Here is a 14,989-nt window from a genome sequence, read left to right on the forward strand (position 1 = left end):
ACTAGCCGAACAAACGTTCATGAAAGGAGGAGAACCATGAATCAGAACGATATTATTCGTTATATCCAACAACAATTCGGGATCCAGCCAAACTACCGACTGGCAAGTCGGTGGAATGCCTGTGTTTTTTCGTCGCCAGTTTCTGGAAGGTGGTTTGCCCTCCTAATTCAACCACAAGGTAATTCTGATTGTGCTTATTTAGAGATTCATTATGGAGAAGACTTCGTGGACGATCACGATTTAATGCCAATTTTTTCACCAGCAAAGCGGATGAAGAAACCAGGTTGGGTCGGAGTAACGATTGATGAGAACACGCCTAAAGAAAAAGTAAATCGGGCACTTGAGCAGGCTTTCCAAAAATCCTTAAAGGAAGCGGAAGCACCGACACGTCCTGAAAAGTTAATTTACGTTCCGCCGGTTGACCGAGAAGCTGCCTACCATGATCAACCACTTTCCTTTTCTCGGCGGCCTATCCCGTTCGCTAAGCCACGTCGGATCCCGAAAGAAATTTTGAAAATGAATTCCCTCTATGACTATACTCTGCCACCACTCATCGGGAGGGCAAAGAACTTTTATGTTCAGGGAATGAGCGTTGCGGATTACCAAGATGACTACGACTACCAGGGTGAATTTCAACATTATTTTCCCGTTTATCATGACATGACAACTGCTCAACTTCGTGGTTACTTCACCTGGCGAACCAAGCTTCGTTCTGGTAATTATCCGAAAGCCCCAACCTCCTTTGTTTACGTCTACCTTTATGAATTAATTAATCAAATTGGGGTTTCATCATCGCTAGAAGGTTACAAAAAATTAATAGCGTTTAAAAAAGGTTACGCTAAGCTAATGGACAAGAAGATGGTCGAATACTTAGCTCAGTGGCTCCGTGATTATGTTGTTTATTACCAATTAGGATCGGGGAAGATTGCAGAGCAGTTTACGGAACAGCTAAAGGAAGATTCTATTTACAATAACTTAATTGATCCTGAAGAAATACCAGCAGAAAAGGTAATGACTTGCCTAAGCACAATCTCATCTTATCAATTAGCTAATTGTCCACTGGTTAAGCGTGATCCTGAGTTACTTGCCCGAATCATTAAAATTGTTTGGCAACGACTCTGTTCACTAACCGATGAAGATATTGTAAAAAACTATCTTGGTTGGCAGGGAGAAATGACCCAGCGACCATTTGCCAACGCGGTTTTTTATGATCAAAAAGTTAGCCAGACATTTACGTGTCAGGTAGACGATCAATGTAGTTACTCTTACCGAAACGGCAAATGGAGTTATCAGTATTACCTTCCCGCAAAACGGCGGAAGCAGAAAATCGGTAGCCTGCTACATGAAATTGACCGCCTCATTCGCCAGACCTTTCATATTGGTCGCCAACTAAAGCCACGGCCAATTAGTGAAAAGATTCTTGCAGAGATAAAACCAGCGATTATTGAAGCTCGCCAGCAAATTGCCGAGGAGCGGCGACCAAAAATAAAAATTAACCTGGGAGATCTAGAAAAGATTCGAAAAGATGCTTCGGTAACTCGAGAAAGTCTCTTAACCAATGAAGAACGACAGGCTGAACAAGAAGAGGAAGCTAGTAAGATTAAACTACAACCGGTACCAATAAAAGAGGAGCAACAAGCCTTAAAGAATGAGCTTGGTTTGTCGAAAAATGCGATGTACCTTCTGACAAAGTTATTGGCGAATGAAGACTGGCAACCGTACTTTAAAGAACACCACTTAATGGTTAACATTGTTGTTGATGAAATTAACGACAAACTATTTGATGAGCTTGGTGATACAGCAATTGAATTTAATGATCAGGATCAGCCGCAAATCATTGACGATTACCGTGACGAGGTTGAAGAAATAATCAAGGAGGATTAGGAATGCCAGAAAAACGCAAACGAGTACCTAAACGAATTGCACAAACGATTTTAAATTCACTTAAGGGTGGGGTTGTTCCCAGAATCGGGCTTCCCTATATTACGGTAGGGCGAAAAGAAGAAATTATGGCCCTCCTTCACGATGTCGATATTATTTCAGAAGGGGGTGCTTCTTTCCGCTTTATTGTTGGTCGGTACGGTTCCGGAAAGAGTTTTTTACTTCAAACCATGCGTAACTATGTGATGGACAAGAGATTTATCGTGGTCGATGGTGATCTTTCTCCCGAAAGGCGCCTTCACGGTAACAACGGTCAAGGACTTGCAACATACCGTGAATTAATCCAAAACCTTTCAACGAAAACTCGTCCTGAAGGTGGTGCGTTGAATTTAGTGTTAGATCGGTGGATCAGCTCAGTTCAGGCTAAGGTGGCCAGTGAACAAGAAATTTCTCCAGATGATCCTAAGTTTTCCGCTGCTGTTGATCGGGAGATTTACAAGGTAATAACGTCACTAAACGAGTTAGTTCACGGCTTTGACTTTGCCAAGCTTTTAAACATGTATTACCAAGCCTACGTAAATGATGATCAAGAGACTAAAGCAAAGGTAACGAAGTGGTTTCGGGGTGAGTATGACCGGAAAACTGATGCCAAAAAGGAACTAGGGGTTAACATCATTATTACCGATGATGACTGGTACGAGTACTTGAAGCTGTTTGCGTCATTCTTCCGTCAGGCTGGTTACCAGGGGATGATGATCATGATTGACGAGCTGGTTAACATTTATAAAATTCCTAACAGTATTAGTCGGCAATATAACTATGAAAAAATCCTGACAATGTATAACGATACTCTTCAAGGGAAAGCCAAGTACCTTGGCATCATTATGTGTGGGACACCGCAAGCAATCGAAGATCGTCGTCGGGGTGTATACAGCTATGAGGCTTTACGCTCACGATTAGCCGAAGGAAAGTTTGCCCAGGATGGTGCGCGTGATATGTATGCCCCAGTGATTAGGCTTGAAGCATTAACGGCTGAAGAAATGCTGGTGTTGACCGAAAAATTGGCTGACATGCACGCTAACTTATATGGGTATGAGCGGACGATTACTGAAGATGATCTGGCAACTTTCATCAAAATTGAGTATGGCCGGATTGGAGCAAGTACCAATATTACTCCCCGGGAAGTAATTCGGGATTTTATTGAGTTGCTTGATATCCTTTGGCAAAACCCACAAACTAACGTCAAATCGTTGCTCGAATCCGATAAATTTAACTATAACCAATCTACAGCTGTTTCTAACGATACTGACGAAAATTTCGCGGAATTTAGAATATAGGACTAGATAGTTTATAAAGGGGAGGTGAACTTTAATGGATGTCTTTTCACGCTACGCACCGTTTATCCAGGATTATATCTATAATCAAGGTTGGCGGAGCTTACGGGCAATTCAACAGGCTGCTGGTGAAGTGATTTTTAATGGTGACCAAAATGTCTTACTCTCCGCACCGACTGCTTCTGGGAAAACAGAGGCTGCCTTTTTTCCGATCCTAACCATGATGAGCGAAGAACCACCAGCTTCTGTTGGCTGCCTATATATTGCACCGCTAAAGGCATTAATCAATGATCAATACCAGCGGTTAAACGAACTTTGTCGTGAACCAGGAATACCGGTTTGGCGCTGGCATGGGGATGTTGCCCAGTCACAAAAGCGTAAATTACTTCGCCATCCGTCTGGAGTCCTCCAGATTACTCCAGAATCACTAGAATCCTTGATGATCAATAAACATATGGATATTCCCCGTCTTTTTGGTGATCTGCGCTTCATCGTAATTGATGAAATTCACTCAATGCTTCGTGGTGATCGTGGTGGCCAGACTTTCTGTTTGATTGAGCGGTTAGCCAAATTAGCCGGGTGCCACCCGCGACGAATCGGTCTTTCAGCGACAATTGGTGATCCCAAAGCGGCGGGTCAGTTACTCGCTGCTGGGACAGGTAAAGGAACGGTAATCCCGAAAATTGCTGATACCCATGAAGTTTGGCGGCTCTCGATGGAGCACTTTTATAAGGATCCTATTCAGGCCGGAGATGATGCCCAAGAACGAGATGCCCAGCCAGTCCTGGATAAGGCAACGGATAAAGCGCCAACCATGGCTGATCCAGGATTAGCATATGTTTTTGAACACACCCGGGGGAAGAAGTGCCTAGTTTTTACTAATAGTCGTGAAGAGTGTGAGGCAGTTTGTCAGTCTTTACGGGCCTACTGCGAGGCCAACCACGAACCAGATCGCTTCATGATCCACCACGGAAATCTTTCAACGGCATTTCGGCAGACTGCTGAAGAAGCGATGAGAGACGATAATTCATTAATGACGACTTGCGCAACCGCAACTTTGGAATTAGGAATTGATATTGGGCGCTTAGAGCGAGCATTTCAAATTGATGCGCCATTTACAGTTTCTGGATTCTTGCAGCGGATGGGACGAACGGGTCGGCGCGGTGATCCGCCAGAGATGTGGTTTGTCATGCGTGAAGAACACCCCGAGTCCCGTGCAATGCTACCGGAATTAATCCCGTGGCCATTAATTCAAGGAATTGCCTTGGTGCAATTGTACCTTGAAGAACGGTTTGTGGAGCCGCCACGGACGGGTCGTCTGCCTTATAGCTTGTTATATCACCAGACGATGAGTACCCTTGCCTCAAGTGGTGAAATGACTCCAGCTGAATTGGCCTCCCGGATCCTCACGTTGTCATATTTCCATAATATTAACCAGGATGATTACCGGATCCTACTCCGCCACCTTATCGAAATTGATCATATTCAACAAACTGAAAATGGCGGTTTGATCATTGGCTTATCTGGAGAACGGGTTGTTAATAACTTTAAGTTTTATGCGGTTTTCCAAGAAAACGAAGAGTTTAGTGTGCATTCGGGATCCGAAGAGTTAGGTACCATTGTTAAGCCACCACCGGTTGGTGATAAAATTGCAATTGCGGGTCGTGTCTGGGTAGTTGAAGATATTGATCGTCAACGCCACCAGGTATATTGTCATGAGGTGAAGGGCCGGATTCCCGCATACTTTGGGGATGTTGCAGGAGATATTCACCCGCGGATCCTTGAACGAATGCAGCAGGTCCTTGTTGAAGATAAAAAGTACCCTTACCTAATGGTGAACGCTTCGGCTCGGTTGCGAGAAGCACGAGAAACAGCTCGTGCTGCTGGAATGCTAAAGAAGTCACTGATTAATCTTGGCGGTAAAATGTGGTGCTTCTTCCCTTGGACTGGAACGTATTCGTTCCTTGCTCTTGAACGACTTCTTCGGTTAAAGTGTGCCCAACGATTGGGACTTCGTGGCTTTAATTCAGTTCGTCCTTATTACATGGAATTTTCCATGGATGCCAGCGAGGAAGAGTTCTACCAAATCATAAAAGAAGAAGCGGCAAAGGACTTCGATCCGGTCGATCTTGTATTTGAAAATGAGGTTCCTGTATTCGATAAGTATGATCAGTATATTCCGGACGAATTGATCAGAAAGGGATTTGCTCAGGGTGTTCTTGATATTAAAGAAATGCGCCGCTGTGTCCGGCGACTAGTGCGGCAATATAATAAAGATCGTAAATAGGCTTTCAGGATCGACTTGATGTCGATCTTGAAAGCCTATTTTGTTATATGTGAAAGTCCTCAAAGTTTATTTCATAGAATCTTTGAGCTAAAGTATCTGTTATTCAGGAAGGTGCATCAATGCGGCAACACCCATTCCACCACCGACGCAGAGGGAGGCAACACCCCGTTGCTTTCCTAGATCTTGCATTTCATGAACGAGGGTCACAACGATCCGTGCTCCTGAGCAGCCGACTGGATGACCAAGGGCGATTGCACCACCGCGAGGATTGACCTTATTGTCATCGAGCTTCAGTAATTGTTCACAGGCAATTGACTGACCAGCAAATGCTTCGTTTAGCTCGTAAACGTCAATTGCATCCTTATCAAGGCCAGTTTGGTTAAATAATTTGCTAATTGCATAATACGGTCCTAATCCCATAACTGCCGGATCAAGACCTACAGTGGAGGAAGCCTGCCATTCGACGAGTGGGGTAAGATGGTATTTTTTAACAGCCGATTCGCTAGCAAGAACCACAGCTGCTGCACCATCGTTGAGTCCAGAAGCATTTCCGGCGGTAACGGAACCATCCTTTTTAAAGGCTGGTTTTAATCCTTGAAGGGCTGTGAGTGACGTATTTGCTCGTGGGGCTTCGTCGGTATCAATTTCGGTGTCTTGGTGGTGGACTGTGACGTTAACTGGAGTTATTTCGTCATCAAAAGCATGGTCCTGTTGAGCTTGAATTGCTTTTTGGTGACTCCGAAGGGCAAATTTATCCTGCTGGTAACGAGCGATTTGGTAACGTTCATTAACATTTTCGGCTGTAATCCCCATTGCATAACCACCCCAAGCATCCTTGAGGGCATCGTTTTGCATCGTATCAACTAATTCACCGTTACCGAATTTGTATCCTTGACGAGCGTTTAAGAGGACGTATGGAGCCCTGGACATACTTTCCATTCCCCCAGCAACAATGACTTGTGCCTGTTGGGACTGGATTAATGAAACTCCAAGGGTAATACTGGATAGACCTGATCCGCAGACGTCATTGATTGTAATGGCTGGGATTGATTGATCTAATCCGGCAGCCATTGCAGATTGGCGAGCAGGGTTTTGCCCAGCACCAGCCTGAAGGACGTTTCCCATTAATACTTGATCAACCTTATCTGTTGGAATAGTAGCTTTTTCAATCGCGTCTTTGATTACCGCCGCACCAAGTTCAATTGCAGACTTTGATGAAAGGGTCCCAAAGAACTTACCGATTGGTGTCCGTTGGGCCGCAACAATAAATACTTTTTCCATCAATCATTTCTCCCCAAAATAAAATTACTGTACTAGTTTAGCGGGGAAAAGGTAAACTCGCAAGCTTTTAGTTTTGACTTTATCCTTATACTTCTTCTTGACGTTTTTCAAGAATTATCTATCTAAATGATTTAAAAATCAAAGAGGCTGAGAAATTGATAAAATTCTCAGTCTCTTGAGAAGTTAAATTTGACTTTATTATTTTTAGTCCGTTAAACCAGCATTATTATAGGCAACTGGATCGCCGACGTTACTTAATGCGTCGTCGATTGGGGTCTTACCGGAACGCATCATAATGATGTGACCAATAGTCTCCTTGTACTTGAGGGTATCAGCAAGAACCTTTGCAACGTCAGAAATTGGGTTAGTGGTATCCTTACCGTCACCAAATGTAACCATTCCAGTACCTGGTTCTTCCGTAAGGGATGCTGGTTGAACAATGGTGTAGGCTAACTTTGTATTATGGATAAGGTAGTTATCTGCAAAGAACTTAGCAATGTTGTAGTCGGTGATATCGGCGAGGGCCTTATACTTTGACCACATTTGTGGCTGAAGAGCGTACATTGAGCTCAACATAATGTAACGTTTAATGCCATCACGTTCGGCAGCCATCATTGTTTTAACGGCACCAAATGCATCTGTTTGGAGGAGATCTTTGCCTCGAGAACCAGCAACGAAATAAACCACATCGCAACCATCCATGATCCTAGCAATTTCTTCCATTTCAGCGTGAAGATCAAGCTTGACTGCTGAAACACCATCTAGTTTGATAATTTTTTCTGGGTTGCGTGAGCCCGCAACTACTTCGTTACCATTTTCAATGAGGTCCTTAATTAGGTCTGTTGCGACTCGGCCAGAGCCACCGACAACAAATACTTTACTCATTATAATTCCTCCTTTTTTATCATTAGTATAATTTTAACCGTTAAATTAAATTCAAGAAAGCGATAACACTTCCTAAGGTAATTAATAGACGACCAACGAAGAAGTGAGTTATGATTAAGAGGTGATAGTTACCGTAGAATTAATAGAAGAAGGGATTATTGTGACAGAAGAAAAATATTTAACCACAAAAATGGTTAAAAAGTATCAAAAGATCTTTCATGACCGGAAAGATGCGGAAGTAATTGCGCGGGCGGTTCAAAAAAACGGGATTAAGAATGCCAGTGAAGATCCAACAGCTAGTCAACGTCTTCATCGGGCATTTTCCTATGAAATTAAAACTGGAAAACCAAGTAACCAACGGCACAGTGGTCGTTGCTGGTCATTTGCAACCTTGAATACGATGCGGCATAAGTTTGCAAAAAAGTATAATTTTAAGGACTTCGAACTTTCCCAAAACTACTTATTCTTCTGGGACCGGATCGAACGGGCAAACATGTACTTCCAAAAAATCATTGCAACCGCTAAGAAGCCGCTCCATGACCGGACGGTTGACTTTTATTTGAGCTTTGCTTTGAATGACGGTGGTCAATGGGCAAACGCAGCTTCAATCATTGAAAAGTATGGTGTTGTTCCGGAATATGTAATGCCAGACACTCATAACACTCGTGATACCAGTGACGTAGCTGAAGTCATGAACTACCTTATGCGCAAGGACGCATTGGAATTACGGCACATGGTTAATGATGGCGCGGACGAAAAAGAATTAGCCGAAGCCCAACAACGGATGATGGCTGATGTTTACAAGGTTGCGGCCTACTCATTTGGTGAACCACCAACAAAATTTGACCTTGAATTCCGTGACGACGATAAGAAATTTCACCAGGTTCTCGGCCTAACACCATTGAAGTTCTATCGGGAATACTTTGACACAAACCTGAATGATTATGTTGTCATTACGAATGCGCCAGATCATGAATATAATAGGGTTTACGCAATGCCAACTCAAGATAGCGTTGCTGGTGGAATTCCAATTAAGTTCGTTAACGTTCCATTCAAGTACCTCCAAGAAACCGCAATGAAGCAATTGAAGGCCGGGGAAACTGTTTGGGTTGGAAACGATGTTCTCCAACAAATGGACCGGAAGCGTGGCTTAATGGACGCCAAGTTGTTCCAACGGGCCCAATTGTTAGACGTTGATTTTGTCATGGACAAGAAGGATCGGCTTGAATCAAAGCAAGCCATGGTTTCTCACGCAATGACGCTCACTGGTTTTGATCTTCAAAATGGTGAACCTACTCGGTGGAAGATTGAAAACAGTTGGGGCAAGGATAATGGTGATAATGGGTACTTTGTTATGACCCAAGACTGGTTCGAACAATACACCTATGAAGCAGTGATCAATAAGAAGTATTTAAGTGACGACTTAAAGAAGCTTGCTGATAGTGAACCAGTAACGTTACCAGCATGGGATTCATTGCAGTAATAAGGGAAAACCAGAAGAAAAGTATTAAATTGAAAAAACAGCTGAGCAAATTTTAGTTTTGCTCGGCTGTTTTTAGTAAAAAGACTAATTGAATTTGAGTAATTCTAAGGGTGCAATCATCCGACTCTTAGTGAGAAGTGCTGAAAATTGAGAAATAGGTTCAGGGTTTTTCTTTTGAATCCAGATAGTCATTAGGTCCATAAGACTTCCAACGAAAATTGCTTGAGCATAGTCAGATGGGATTCCTGTATTAATTTCGGCGCCATAGTCGGATAAACGGTGGCTAATTTCGTTTGTGATTAATTTGTAGATCTTGCTTTTAAATTGGTAGTCGCCATTTTTAGATAAAAGAACGGCAAGACTTTGACGGTGCTGATTAATCACGCTAAGGATTCGCTGAAAAGTTGCTTCCGTATTCTTAAATAATTGGGGATCCTTAAAGCTAGTTACGGGTTTGAGTTGTTGATGATCTTCTGCCAATGACGAATGGATCTCTTGAATAATCTGTTGTTCCATTTTTGTTAGTAAATCATATTTATCAGTGTAGTGAACATAGAAGCTCCGACGACTAATTTTAGCAATTTTAATTAAATCAGTGACTGTAACTTTTTCAAATGGTTTATGAAGAAGCATTTTGATTAAAGCCATTTGAATTCGTCTTGTAGTCTTTACTACTCGAAAATCTTGTTTCATTAGTACCTCCCTGATTAATCGATCTTATTACACATAATGAGTAAAAATGATAATTTGATACTATTATATCAGTGGATAGAATGACAATAAAGATTAACAGGGGAGAGATAATAATGAGTAATCAAATTAAGGTTCATGTCATTCATACCGGAAAAGTAATTGTGGATAAGGCCCTCCCTTTTCATCATTCAACGGATCGCCCATTAGCGTGGACGGGATTTCTTCGGCCCAAAAGCGACTTGATCAGTGTCCCTGTATCTGCTTACTTAATAGAGCATCCCAAGGGACTAATTCTTATTGATACGGGGTGGAATAAAGTAAACCAAACAAAGTGGGGTCAGATTAGAAATCTTTCATTTCAATATCCAGTTAATAAGGCCGATCTTCGAGCTAGTGAAACGATTGATTGTCAATTAGCTAAGTTAGGATATCAGACTTCAGATATTGATTATGTCTTGATGAGTCACCTTCATTGCGACCATGCTGATGGGTTGCGATTAGTAAAAGATGCTAAACAAATATTAGTAAGTGAGGAGGAATGGCACGCCGGCAGGACTGATCATTTTCATTATCTTCCGCATGAATGGAAGGGAGTGAAAATGGGAACATTTGCTTATCAGGAAACGGGTGAAGGTCCCCATCAACGATCATTTGACCTCTTCGGTGACGGTTCGATCAGAGAGGTATGGGTACCAGGACATAGTGTAGGTTTATCGGCAACCATTATTCAAAGTTATAATACCAGTCAATACATGCTATTAGCTGCAGATGTTGGTTATGCTGCTAAGTCGTGGAAGGAAGGCTTAACGCCAGGAGTAGTAATTAATCGCCAGGAAGCAGCTAACTCACTTAACTGGGTTAAGAGAAAATCTCAAGAAAGCAATAATATTGCAACGCTTGCCAACCACGACCCGGAAGTGAAACCGGGAATTATTACCCTATAATGAACATACCTTGGTTTCAAATCTTTATGATTAGTCTATAATGAATACTAAATCATCAGAAAGAGGCCGAAGCTGAATGGCGAAAAAAGAATCAATTTTCACTAAAGATGTTGTCCTTGTAATGGCAGCGTCGTTCTTCTTTATTTTTAGCAATATGTACTGTAACCCGTTAATTAATGGTTACGCCCAAGAATTAGGGGCTTCAAGTGCGTTTGCTGGGATTATTGTGGGGATGATGAGCATTGTCGCAATGTTCCTTCGTCCAATTGCCGGAAATATGACGGACCACTATTCAAAGTACCGTTTGGCATTCATTGGTGGTTTGCTATGTTTTGTGGGAGTCATGGGCTATGTGATCACACCCAATAGTGGCCTTCTCCTTTTTTTTCGGTTAATTAACGGTCTTGGTTATGTGCTGTGTACCGTTTGTATGACAACCTGGCTTTCTTACTTAGTTCCGTTGAACCACGTTGGTGAAGCGATGAGTTTTTACGGTCTAATGAATGCGTTAGCGATGGCGTTTGCCCCGGCTGTCTCCATTAACTTGTACCGGATAATTGGTTATCGGGCAGCGATCATTATTTCCGCATTAGCAGCGTTAATGGTTGTCGTGACGGTTCAATTTGTGGGTAATCGTGCACAGCCAAAAGTTCAACCGCAAAGTGAAAAGAAAAAGAAATTTCACTTGAAAATTATCCAACGTGATTCATTACCGGTTGCTGCATTAACTGCATTATTCGCCATCCCGTATTTTGTCACGCAGGCGGATATTGTTGCTTATACGGAACAGCGGCATTTACCAATTGCTGTGGGTTCATATTTTCTGATTTATGCGATTGTCCTTTTAGCTATTCGGCTATTTTTACGGAACCAGTTTGATACTGTTCGCTTTGGGCCATGGTTAATCACGAGTACAGTTGCGACCGTCTTTTACCTGATTATGCTTGCCGTTATGAGGACGAATATTGAAATGGCGCTCGCTGCTGCGGGGATGGCATTTGGTTATGGCCTGATTTACTCGGTTTGTCAATCTACCGCAATGATGTTGGCGCCGGAAAGTGAACGAGGGTTAGCTAGTTCAACTTTCTTCTTGGGACTTGATATTGGGATGACTTTAGGACCAATCCTTGGTGGAATCATTGATAGTACAATGCCCGTAAAGTGGTTCTATCCCGTAATGCTGATAATCATCCCGCTAATTATCATAATTTACCTCTTTAATCGGCAAAAATTAAATAGTGCGGTTGGTAATCATTAAAAATTACTTGGCCTCTGTAAAGACCCAGTAATTTTTTTCTTAAATATACTATCTATAATTGGTACAGGAGATTGATGTTGCACGGTAAATAATTAGTTTGAGTGAGGATAAAATCCGTCGTTAGTTCTTTAGTAGTATTAAAACTCGATTTAAATTCACTATTTGCATCATTTGTCACCGTTAGTTGGTACTTTTAACTTGTGGCAATTCGTTAACGAGTGTTAGTAAAGGAAGTTTGACCAAGTGATCTGAAAGCAAAACGAAGAGTTCGTATAAAAGTCTTTGTTATTTTCAACCTTGGGTTGTGGAGATAAAGTAGAAATTTTCTTGACACTAAAAAAATGTATTTGTTATTATACCAACGTAAAGTTTTAGCGTATAACGGTTCAGCAAAACTCATTCAAGAGTCTTGCTGAACTTTTTTTATTTAAGGAGAGAAATTTATGAAAGAATTCTATATGCGATTACCACGTGATGGTTATGAGACTATTCTTTTTATGGGGATCGTTTCTATTATTTCTGTTAATATTATTGCGCCTCTAATTTCAATGTTAGAAACTGGTTTCAGCGTTCATAACTATTTAATGACTCTTACTATTATTCCTTTAATGTGGGTAGCCGTAGTCATTATCGTTTTTCTTGCACAAAAGCCTGCTACAGTTTTAAAAGATCATTTAGTTAATCAAAATGACAGTTTTAGAGCCCAAATTACTGTTGATATTTTATGCCATGTGGTTATCGTTTCAGCATTAATGACGATTGTTGGGACTTGGATCGGTCAACGTCAAGTATCGCTAGCACCTTTTTATACCTATTTTAACAATTGGCCTCGTAATTTTGGTATTGCTTTAGCAATTGAAGGTTTACTTGCTCAACCAATTGCTCGCCAGGTATTATTTATTAAACACTTGCACACCAAAAAGTGGCGTTAAAATCATTTTTCCACCAAAAGGGGTAGACTGGTGGTAAAGGAGTGATTGAAGTGGAACGGGCAAAAGTAATTATTCATATGTATACGTCAATTGACGGCAAAATTGATGGTGAGTGGGATGGTCGTCCGGGAGATAAAATTTCGGGTGATTACTATGATGATCAATTATTTAAGTTAGGGAGTGCGAACGCAAACGGCAGTAATACCATTGTGATGTATGCAGCCAAGGGCCACCCAGATTTGAGTAAATACGATGGGCAGCAAATTGAATATCAAGATTGGGTGCCAGATGGGATTCAGTCAGAAACCTGGGATGTTAGTTACGACCAGCGTGGACGAGCTGGCTGGGAAAGAAATTATTTCCCGTATGCCGGAAGAAAGAATCGGGCGATTGAAGTTGTTACAAAGCAGGCACCAAAGAGTTACCTTGCTTTTCTCCAATCAATGGAAATCCCGTACTTAGTGTGTGGTGAGCAAGAAATTGATTTTGCAGAATCACTCGTCAAATTACGAAAGTACTTTGGCATTAAAACAATGGTCCTCGGTGGTGGGGCACTGATTAATGGAGCCTTCCTTAAAGCAGGCCTGGTAGACCAAATTTCACTAGTTGTGGCTCCATATATTTCTGGCGATCGAGAAAAGAAGGGGACGTTTGATACACTTGGTTCCTTCGTTGATCAACGATTTCACATTATTCAAATGAAGAAATTAGGTGACGGGGGAATGCACCTGATGTTCGATCGGGATTAAAGAGTATCCAAAATAAAAAAACAGAAAGAGGCTGGAAAATCACTTTTTTCAGCTTCTTTCTATTTATAGTCTTTTACTTTTATTCAAAAACGTTATACCGAGCATTATTTGGAAGTCTAAATCCAAGTTTATTATAACCATTCCAGTGTGTTTGCTGGTGGTACATTGCGGTTTCGTTATTATCAACCGTGGTGGAATCGAGGTCAAGGGACGAGCGAATAACTTTAGAAGTTTTGTTCATTTCCTTTGGGGTTGCAATCTGGAAACTGGTCCCTTCGATGATTGCATCCTTTCCTTGTAGATGGGTCCGTTCAGTATTATCCATTGCCTTGTGGTAGTTAAGGTATAAAGAAACAATGTTATTAATTGGCATGTCAGTCCGGATCCCATCCTTAGTCGCAAGGATAATTTTGTTAGCAGCGGAAATTGAGCCGTGTTGCTTAAACGAGTCAATTGCTGAACTAAGGATTTGTTGACCTCGCTTTTGCCGACCGTAATCATTATTTGGATCATCATAGCGCATCCGGGAATACTTTAATGCTTCATTTCCGTTAAGGTGTTGCTTTCCCTTCTTGAAGTGGTGACCTTCATAAGTAAAGGCAAATGGGTTATTAACATCAACCCCACCAACGGCATTAACAACCTTCTTTAAGGTTCCCATATTTAACAAAGCATAGTAGTCAACCGGGACGTCGAGTAATTCTGATACTTGCTTTTTGGCTAGTTTTGCCCCACCAATTGCATAAGCGGCATTGATCTTAGCATATTTGGTACCCTGCTTAGCATTAATCTTAACCAGGATATCCCGTGGAATGGCGACCATTAAAATTTTCTTCTGTTGGGGGTTAACGGTGATTAACTCCATCGTATCAGTATTCCCGGCATAGGAAGTTCCCCGGCCAAGCGAACCAACGTCGGTCCCCATTACTAGGATACTGAATGGGTGTTTATCTTTTAGTTTTTGAGGAAGGGCCTTTTTATTACCGACAACAGCTTGATCCGTTGATGTTTTCCAGATTCGAAACTCGTGAAAAGCTGTCACGATAATTCCTAAGCAAATAATAACTGCGAGCCACCGAAGTAAATGGCTTTTAGGCTTCGGTACCCCATGCTTCGGCTTATACTCTTTCATAATTAGTTCTCATCCCTCTCTGTAGTTTTTAAAATATCTAGTTTAAAATTCTAACGGTGATCTTGTGACAAATAAAATACTAATTTAAAATATTGAATATATAAAAATTGTATATGGGAGAAGAATAATT

Annotated in this window: 12 protein-coding genes; 8 read left to right on the plus strand and 4 right to left on the minus strand. The window is 41.7% G+C overall.

Annotation, left to right across the window (positions count from 1 at the left end; genetic code table 11):
- Nucleotides 1-36: 36 nt before the first annotated feature.
- Genes H5R64_RS01820 through H5R64_RS01830 form a run of 3 tightly spaced genes read left to right on the plus strand, consistent with a single transcriptional unit; the run spans nucleotide 37 to nucleotide 5,502 of the window.
- Entirely contained in the window at nucleotides 37-1,884 is a 1,848-nt protein-coding gene (locus H5R64_RS01820) for a TerB N-terminal domain-containing protein (protein WP_182582622.1), read from the plus strand.
- A gap of 2 nt (nucleotides 1,885-1,886) precedes the next feature.
- Nucleotides 1,887-3,218: an ATP-binding protein gene (locus tag H5R64_RS01825; RefSeq protein ID WP_182580406.1), complete on the plus strand. Its 1,332-nt coding sequence runs from the start codon at nucleotides 1,887-1,889 to the stop codon at nucleotides 3,216-3,218.
- Nucleotides 3,219-3,252: 34 nt separating this feature from the next.
- Nucleotides 3,253-5,502 (plus strand): DEAD/DEAH box helicase, encoded by a 2,250-nt coding sequence (locus H5R64_RS01830; protein WP_182582624.1) that lies wholly within the window; start codon nucleotides 3,253-3,255, stop codon nucleotides 5,500-5,502.
- A gap of 99 nt (nucleotides 5,503-5,601) precedes the next feature.
- Here H5R64_RS01830 and H5R64_RS01835 read toward each other — a convergent pair whose 3' ends face one another.
- Nucleotides 5,602-6,783 carry an acetyl-CoA C-acetyltransferase gene (locus tag H5R64_RS01835; protein WP_182580403.1) on the minus strand — a complete coding sequence of 394 codons (1,182 nt, stop codon included), beginning with the start codon at nucleotides 6,781-6,783 and terminating at the stop codon, nucleotides 5,602-5,604.
- 204 nt (nucleotides 6,784-6,987) lie between these two features.
- The gene (locus H5R64_RS01840) at nucleotides 6,988-7,668 is read right to left on the minus strand and encodes an NAD(P)H-binding protein (RefSeq protein WP_182580401.1); all 681 of its coding nucleotides are present in this window, start codon (nucleotides 7,666-7,668) and stop codon (nucleotides 6,988-6,990) included.
- A 160-nt stretch (nucleotides 7,669-7,828) separates the two neighbouring features.
- Here H5R64_RS01840 and H5R64_RS01845 point away from each other — a divergent pair, with 160 nt between their 5' ends.
- Complete coding sequence (locus H5R64_RS01845) at nucleotides 7,829-9,151, plus strand: C1 family peptidase (protein WP_182580399.1); 1,323 nt, start codon at nucleotides 7,829-7,831, stop codon at nucleotides 9,149-9,151.
- 84 nt (nucleotides 9,152-9,235) lie between these two features.
- Here the strand turns inward: H5R64_RS01845 and H5R64_RS01850 are convergent, their stop codons facing one another.
- Entirely contained in the window at nucleotides 9,236-9,844 is a 609-nt protein-coding gene (locus tag H5R64_RS01850; protein ID WP_182580397.1) for a TetR/AcrR family transcriptional regulator, read from the minus strand.
- Nucleotides 9,845-9,957: 113 nt separating this feature from the next.
- Here H5R64_RS01850 and H5R64_RS01855 point away from each other — a divergent pair, with 113 nt between their 5' ends.
- From H5R64_RS01855 to H5R64_RS01870, 4 genes are all read left to right on the plus strand, one after another.
- Entirely contained in the window at nucleotides 9,958-10,788 is an 831-nt protein-coding gene (locus tag H5R64_RS01855; protein WP_182580395.1) for an N-acyl homoserine lactonase family protein, read from the plus strand.
- A gap of 76 nt (nucleotides 10,789-10,864) precedes the next feature.
- The gene (locus tag H5R64_RS01860; RefSeq protein WP_182580393.1) at nucleotides 10,865-12,046 is read left to right on the plus strand and encodes an MFS transporter; all 1,182 of its coding nucleotides are present in this window, start codon (nucleotides 10,865-10,867) and stop codon (nucleotides 12,044-12,046) included.
- 443 nt (nucleotides 12,047-12,489) lie between these two features.
- The gene (locus tag H5R64_RS01865) at nucleotides 12,490-12,978 is read left to right on the plus strand and encodes a hypothetical protein (protein ID WP_182580391.1); all 489 of its coding nucleotides are present in this window, start codon (nucleotides 12,490-12,492) and stop codon (nucleotides 12,976-12,978) included.
- A gap of 50 nt (nucleotides 12,979-13,028) precedes the next feature.
- Entirely contained in the window at nucleotides 13,029-13,727 is a 699-nt protein-coding gene (locus H5R64_RS01870) for a dihydrofolate reductase family protein (protein WP_182580389.1), read from the plus strand.
- Between the two features lie 79 nt (nucleotides 13,728-13,806).
- Here H5R64_RS01870 and H5R64_RS01875 read toward each other — a convergent pair whose 3' ends face one another.
- Complete coding sequence (locus H5R64_RS01875) at nucleotides 13,807-14,859, minus strand: LCP family protein (protein WP_182580388.1); 1,053 nt, start codon at nucleotides 14,857-14,859, stop codon at nucleotides 13,807-13,809.
- Nucleotides 14,860-14,989: the final 130 nt, after the last annotated feature.

Source organism: Limosilactobacillus fastidiosus (genome assembly GCF_014145505.1).
GTDB lineage: Bacteria > Bacillota > Bacilli > Lactobacillales > Lactobacillaceae > Limosilactobacillus > Limosilactobacillus fastidiosus.

Bases quoted from the DNA above. Each gene is read 5' to 3' on its own strand.
- H5R64_RS01860 (WP_182580393.1), top strand. From the start codon at position 10,865: ATGGCGAAAAAAGAATCAATTTTCACTAAAGATGTTGTCCTTGTAATG.
- H5R64_RS01840 (WP_182580401.1), bottom strand. From the start codon at position 7,668: ATGAGTAAAGTATTTGTTGTCGGTGGCTCTGGCCGAGTCGCAACAGAC.
- H5R64_RS01835 (WP_182580403.1), bottom strand. From the start codon at position 6,783: ATGGAAAAAGTATTTATTGTTGCGGCCCAACGGACACCAATCGGTAAG.
- H5R64_RS01875 (WP_182580388.1), bottom strand. From the start codon at position 14,859: ATGAAAGAGTATAAGCCGAAGCATGGGGTACCGAAGCCTAAAAGCCAT.
- H5R64_RS01830 (WP_182582624.1), top strand. From the start codon at position 3,253: ATGGATGTCTTTTCACGCTACGCACCGTTTATCCAGGATTATATCTAT.
- H5R64_RS01865 (WP_182580391.1), top strand. From the start codon at position 12,490: ATGAAAGAATTCTATATGCGATTACCACGTGATGGTTATGAGACTATT.
- H5R64_RS01820 (WP_182582622.1), top strand. From the start codon at position 37: ATGAATCAGAACGATATTATTCGTTATATCCAACAACAATTCGGGATC.
- H5R64_RS01825 (WP_182580406.1), top strand. From the start codon at position 1,887: ATGCCAGAAAAACGCAAACGAGTACCTAAACGAATTGCACAAACGATT.
- H5R64_RS01850 (WP_182580397.1), bottom strand. From the start codon at position 9,844: ATGAAACAAGATTTTCGAGTAGTAAAGACTACAAGACGAATTCAAATG.
- H5R64_RS01855 (WP_182580395.1), top strand. From the start codon at position 9,958: ATGAGTAATCAAATTAAGGTTCATGTCATTCATACCGGAAAAGTAATT.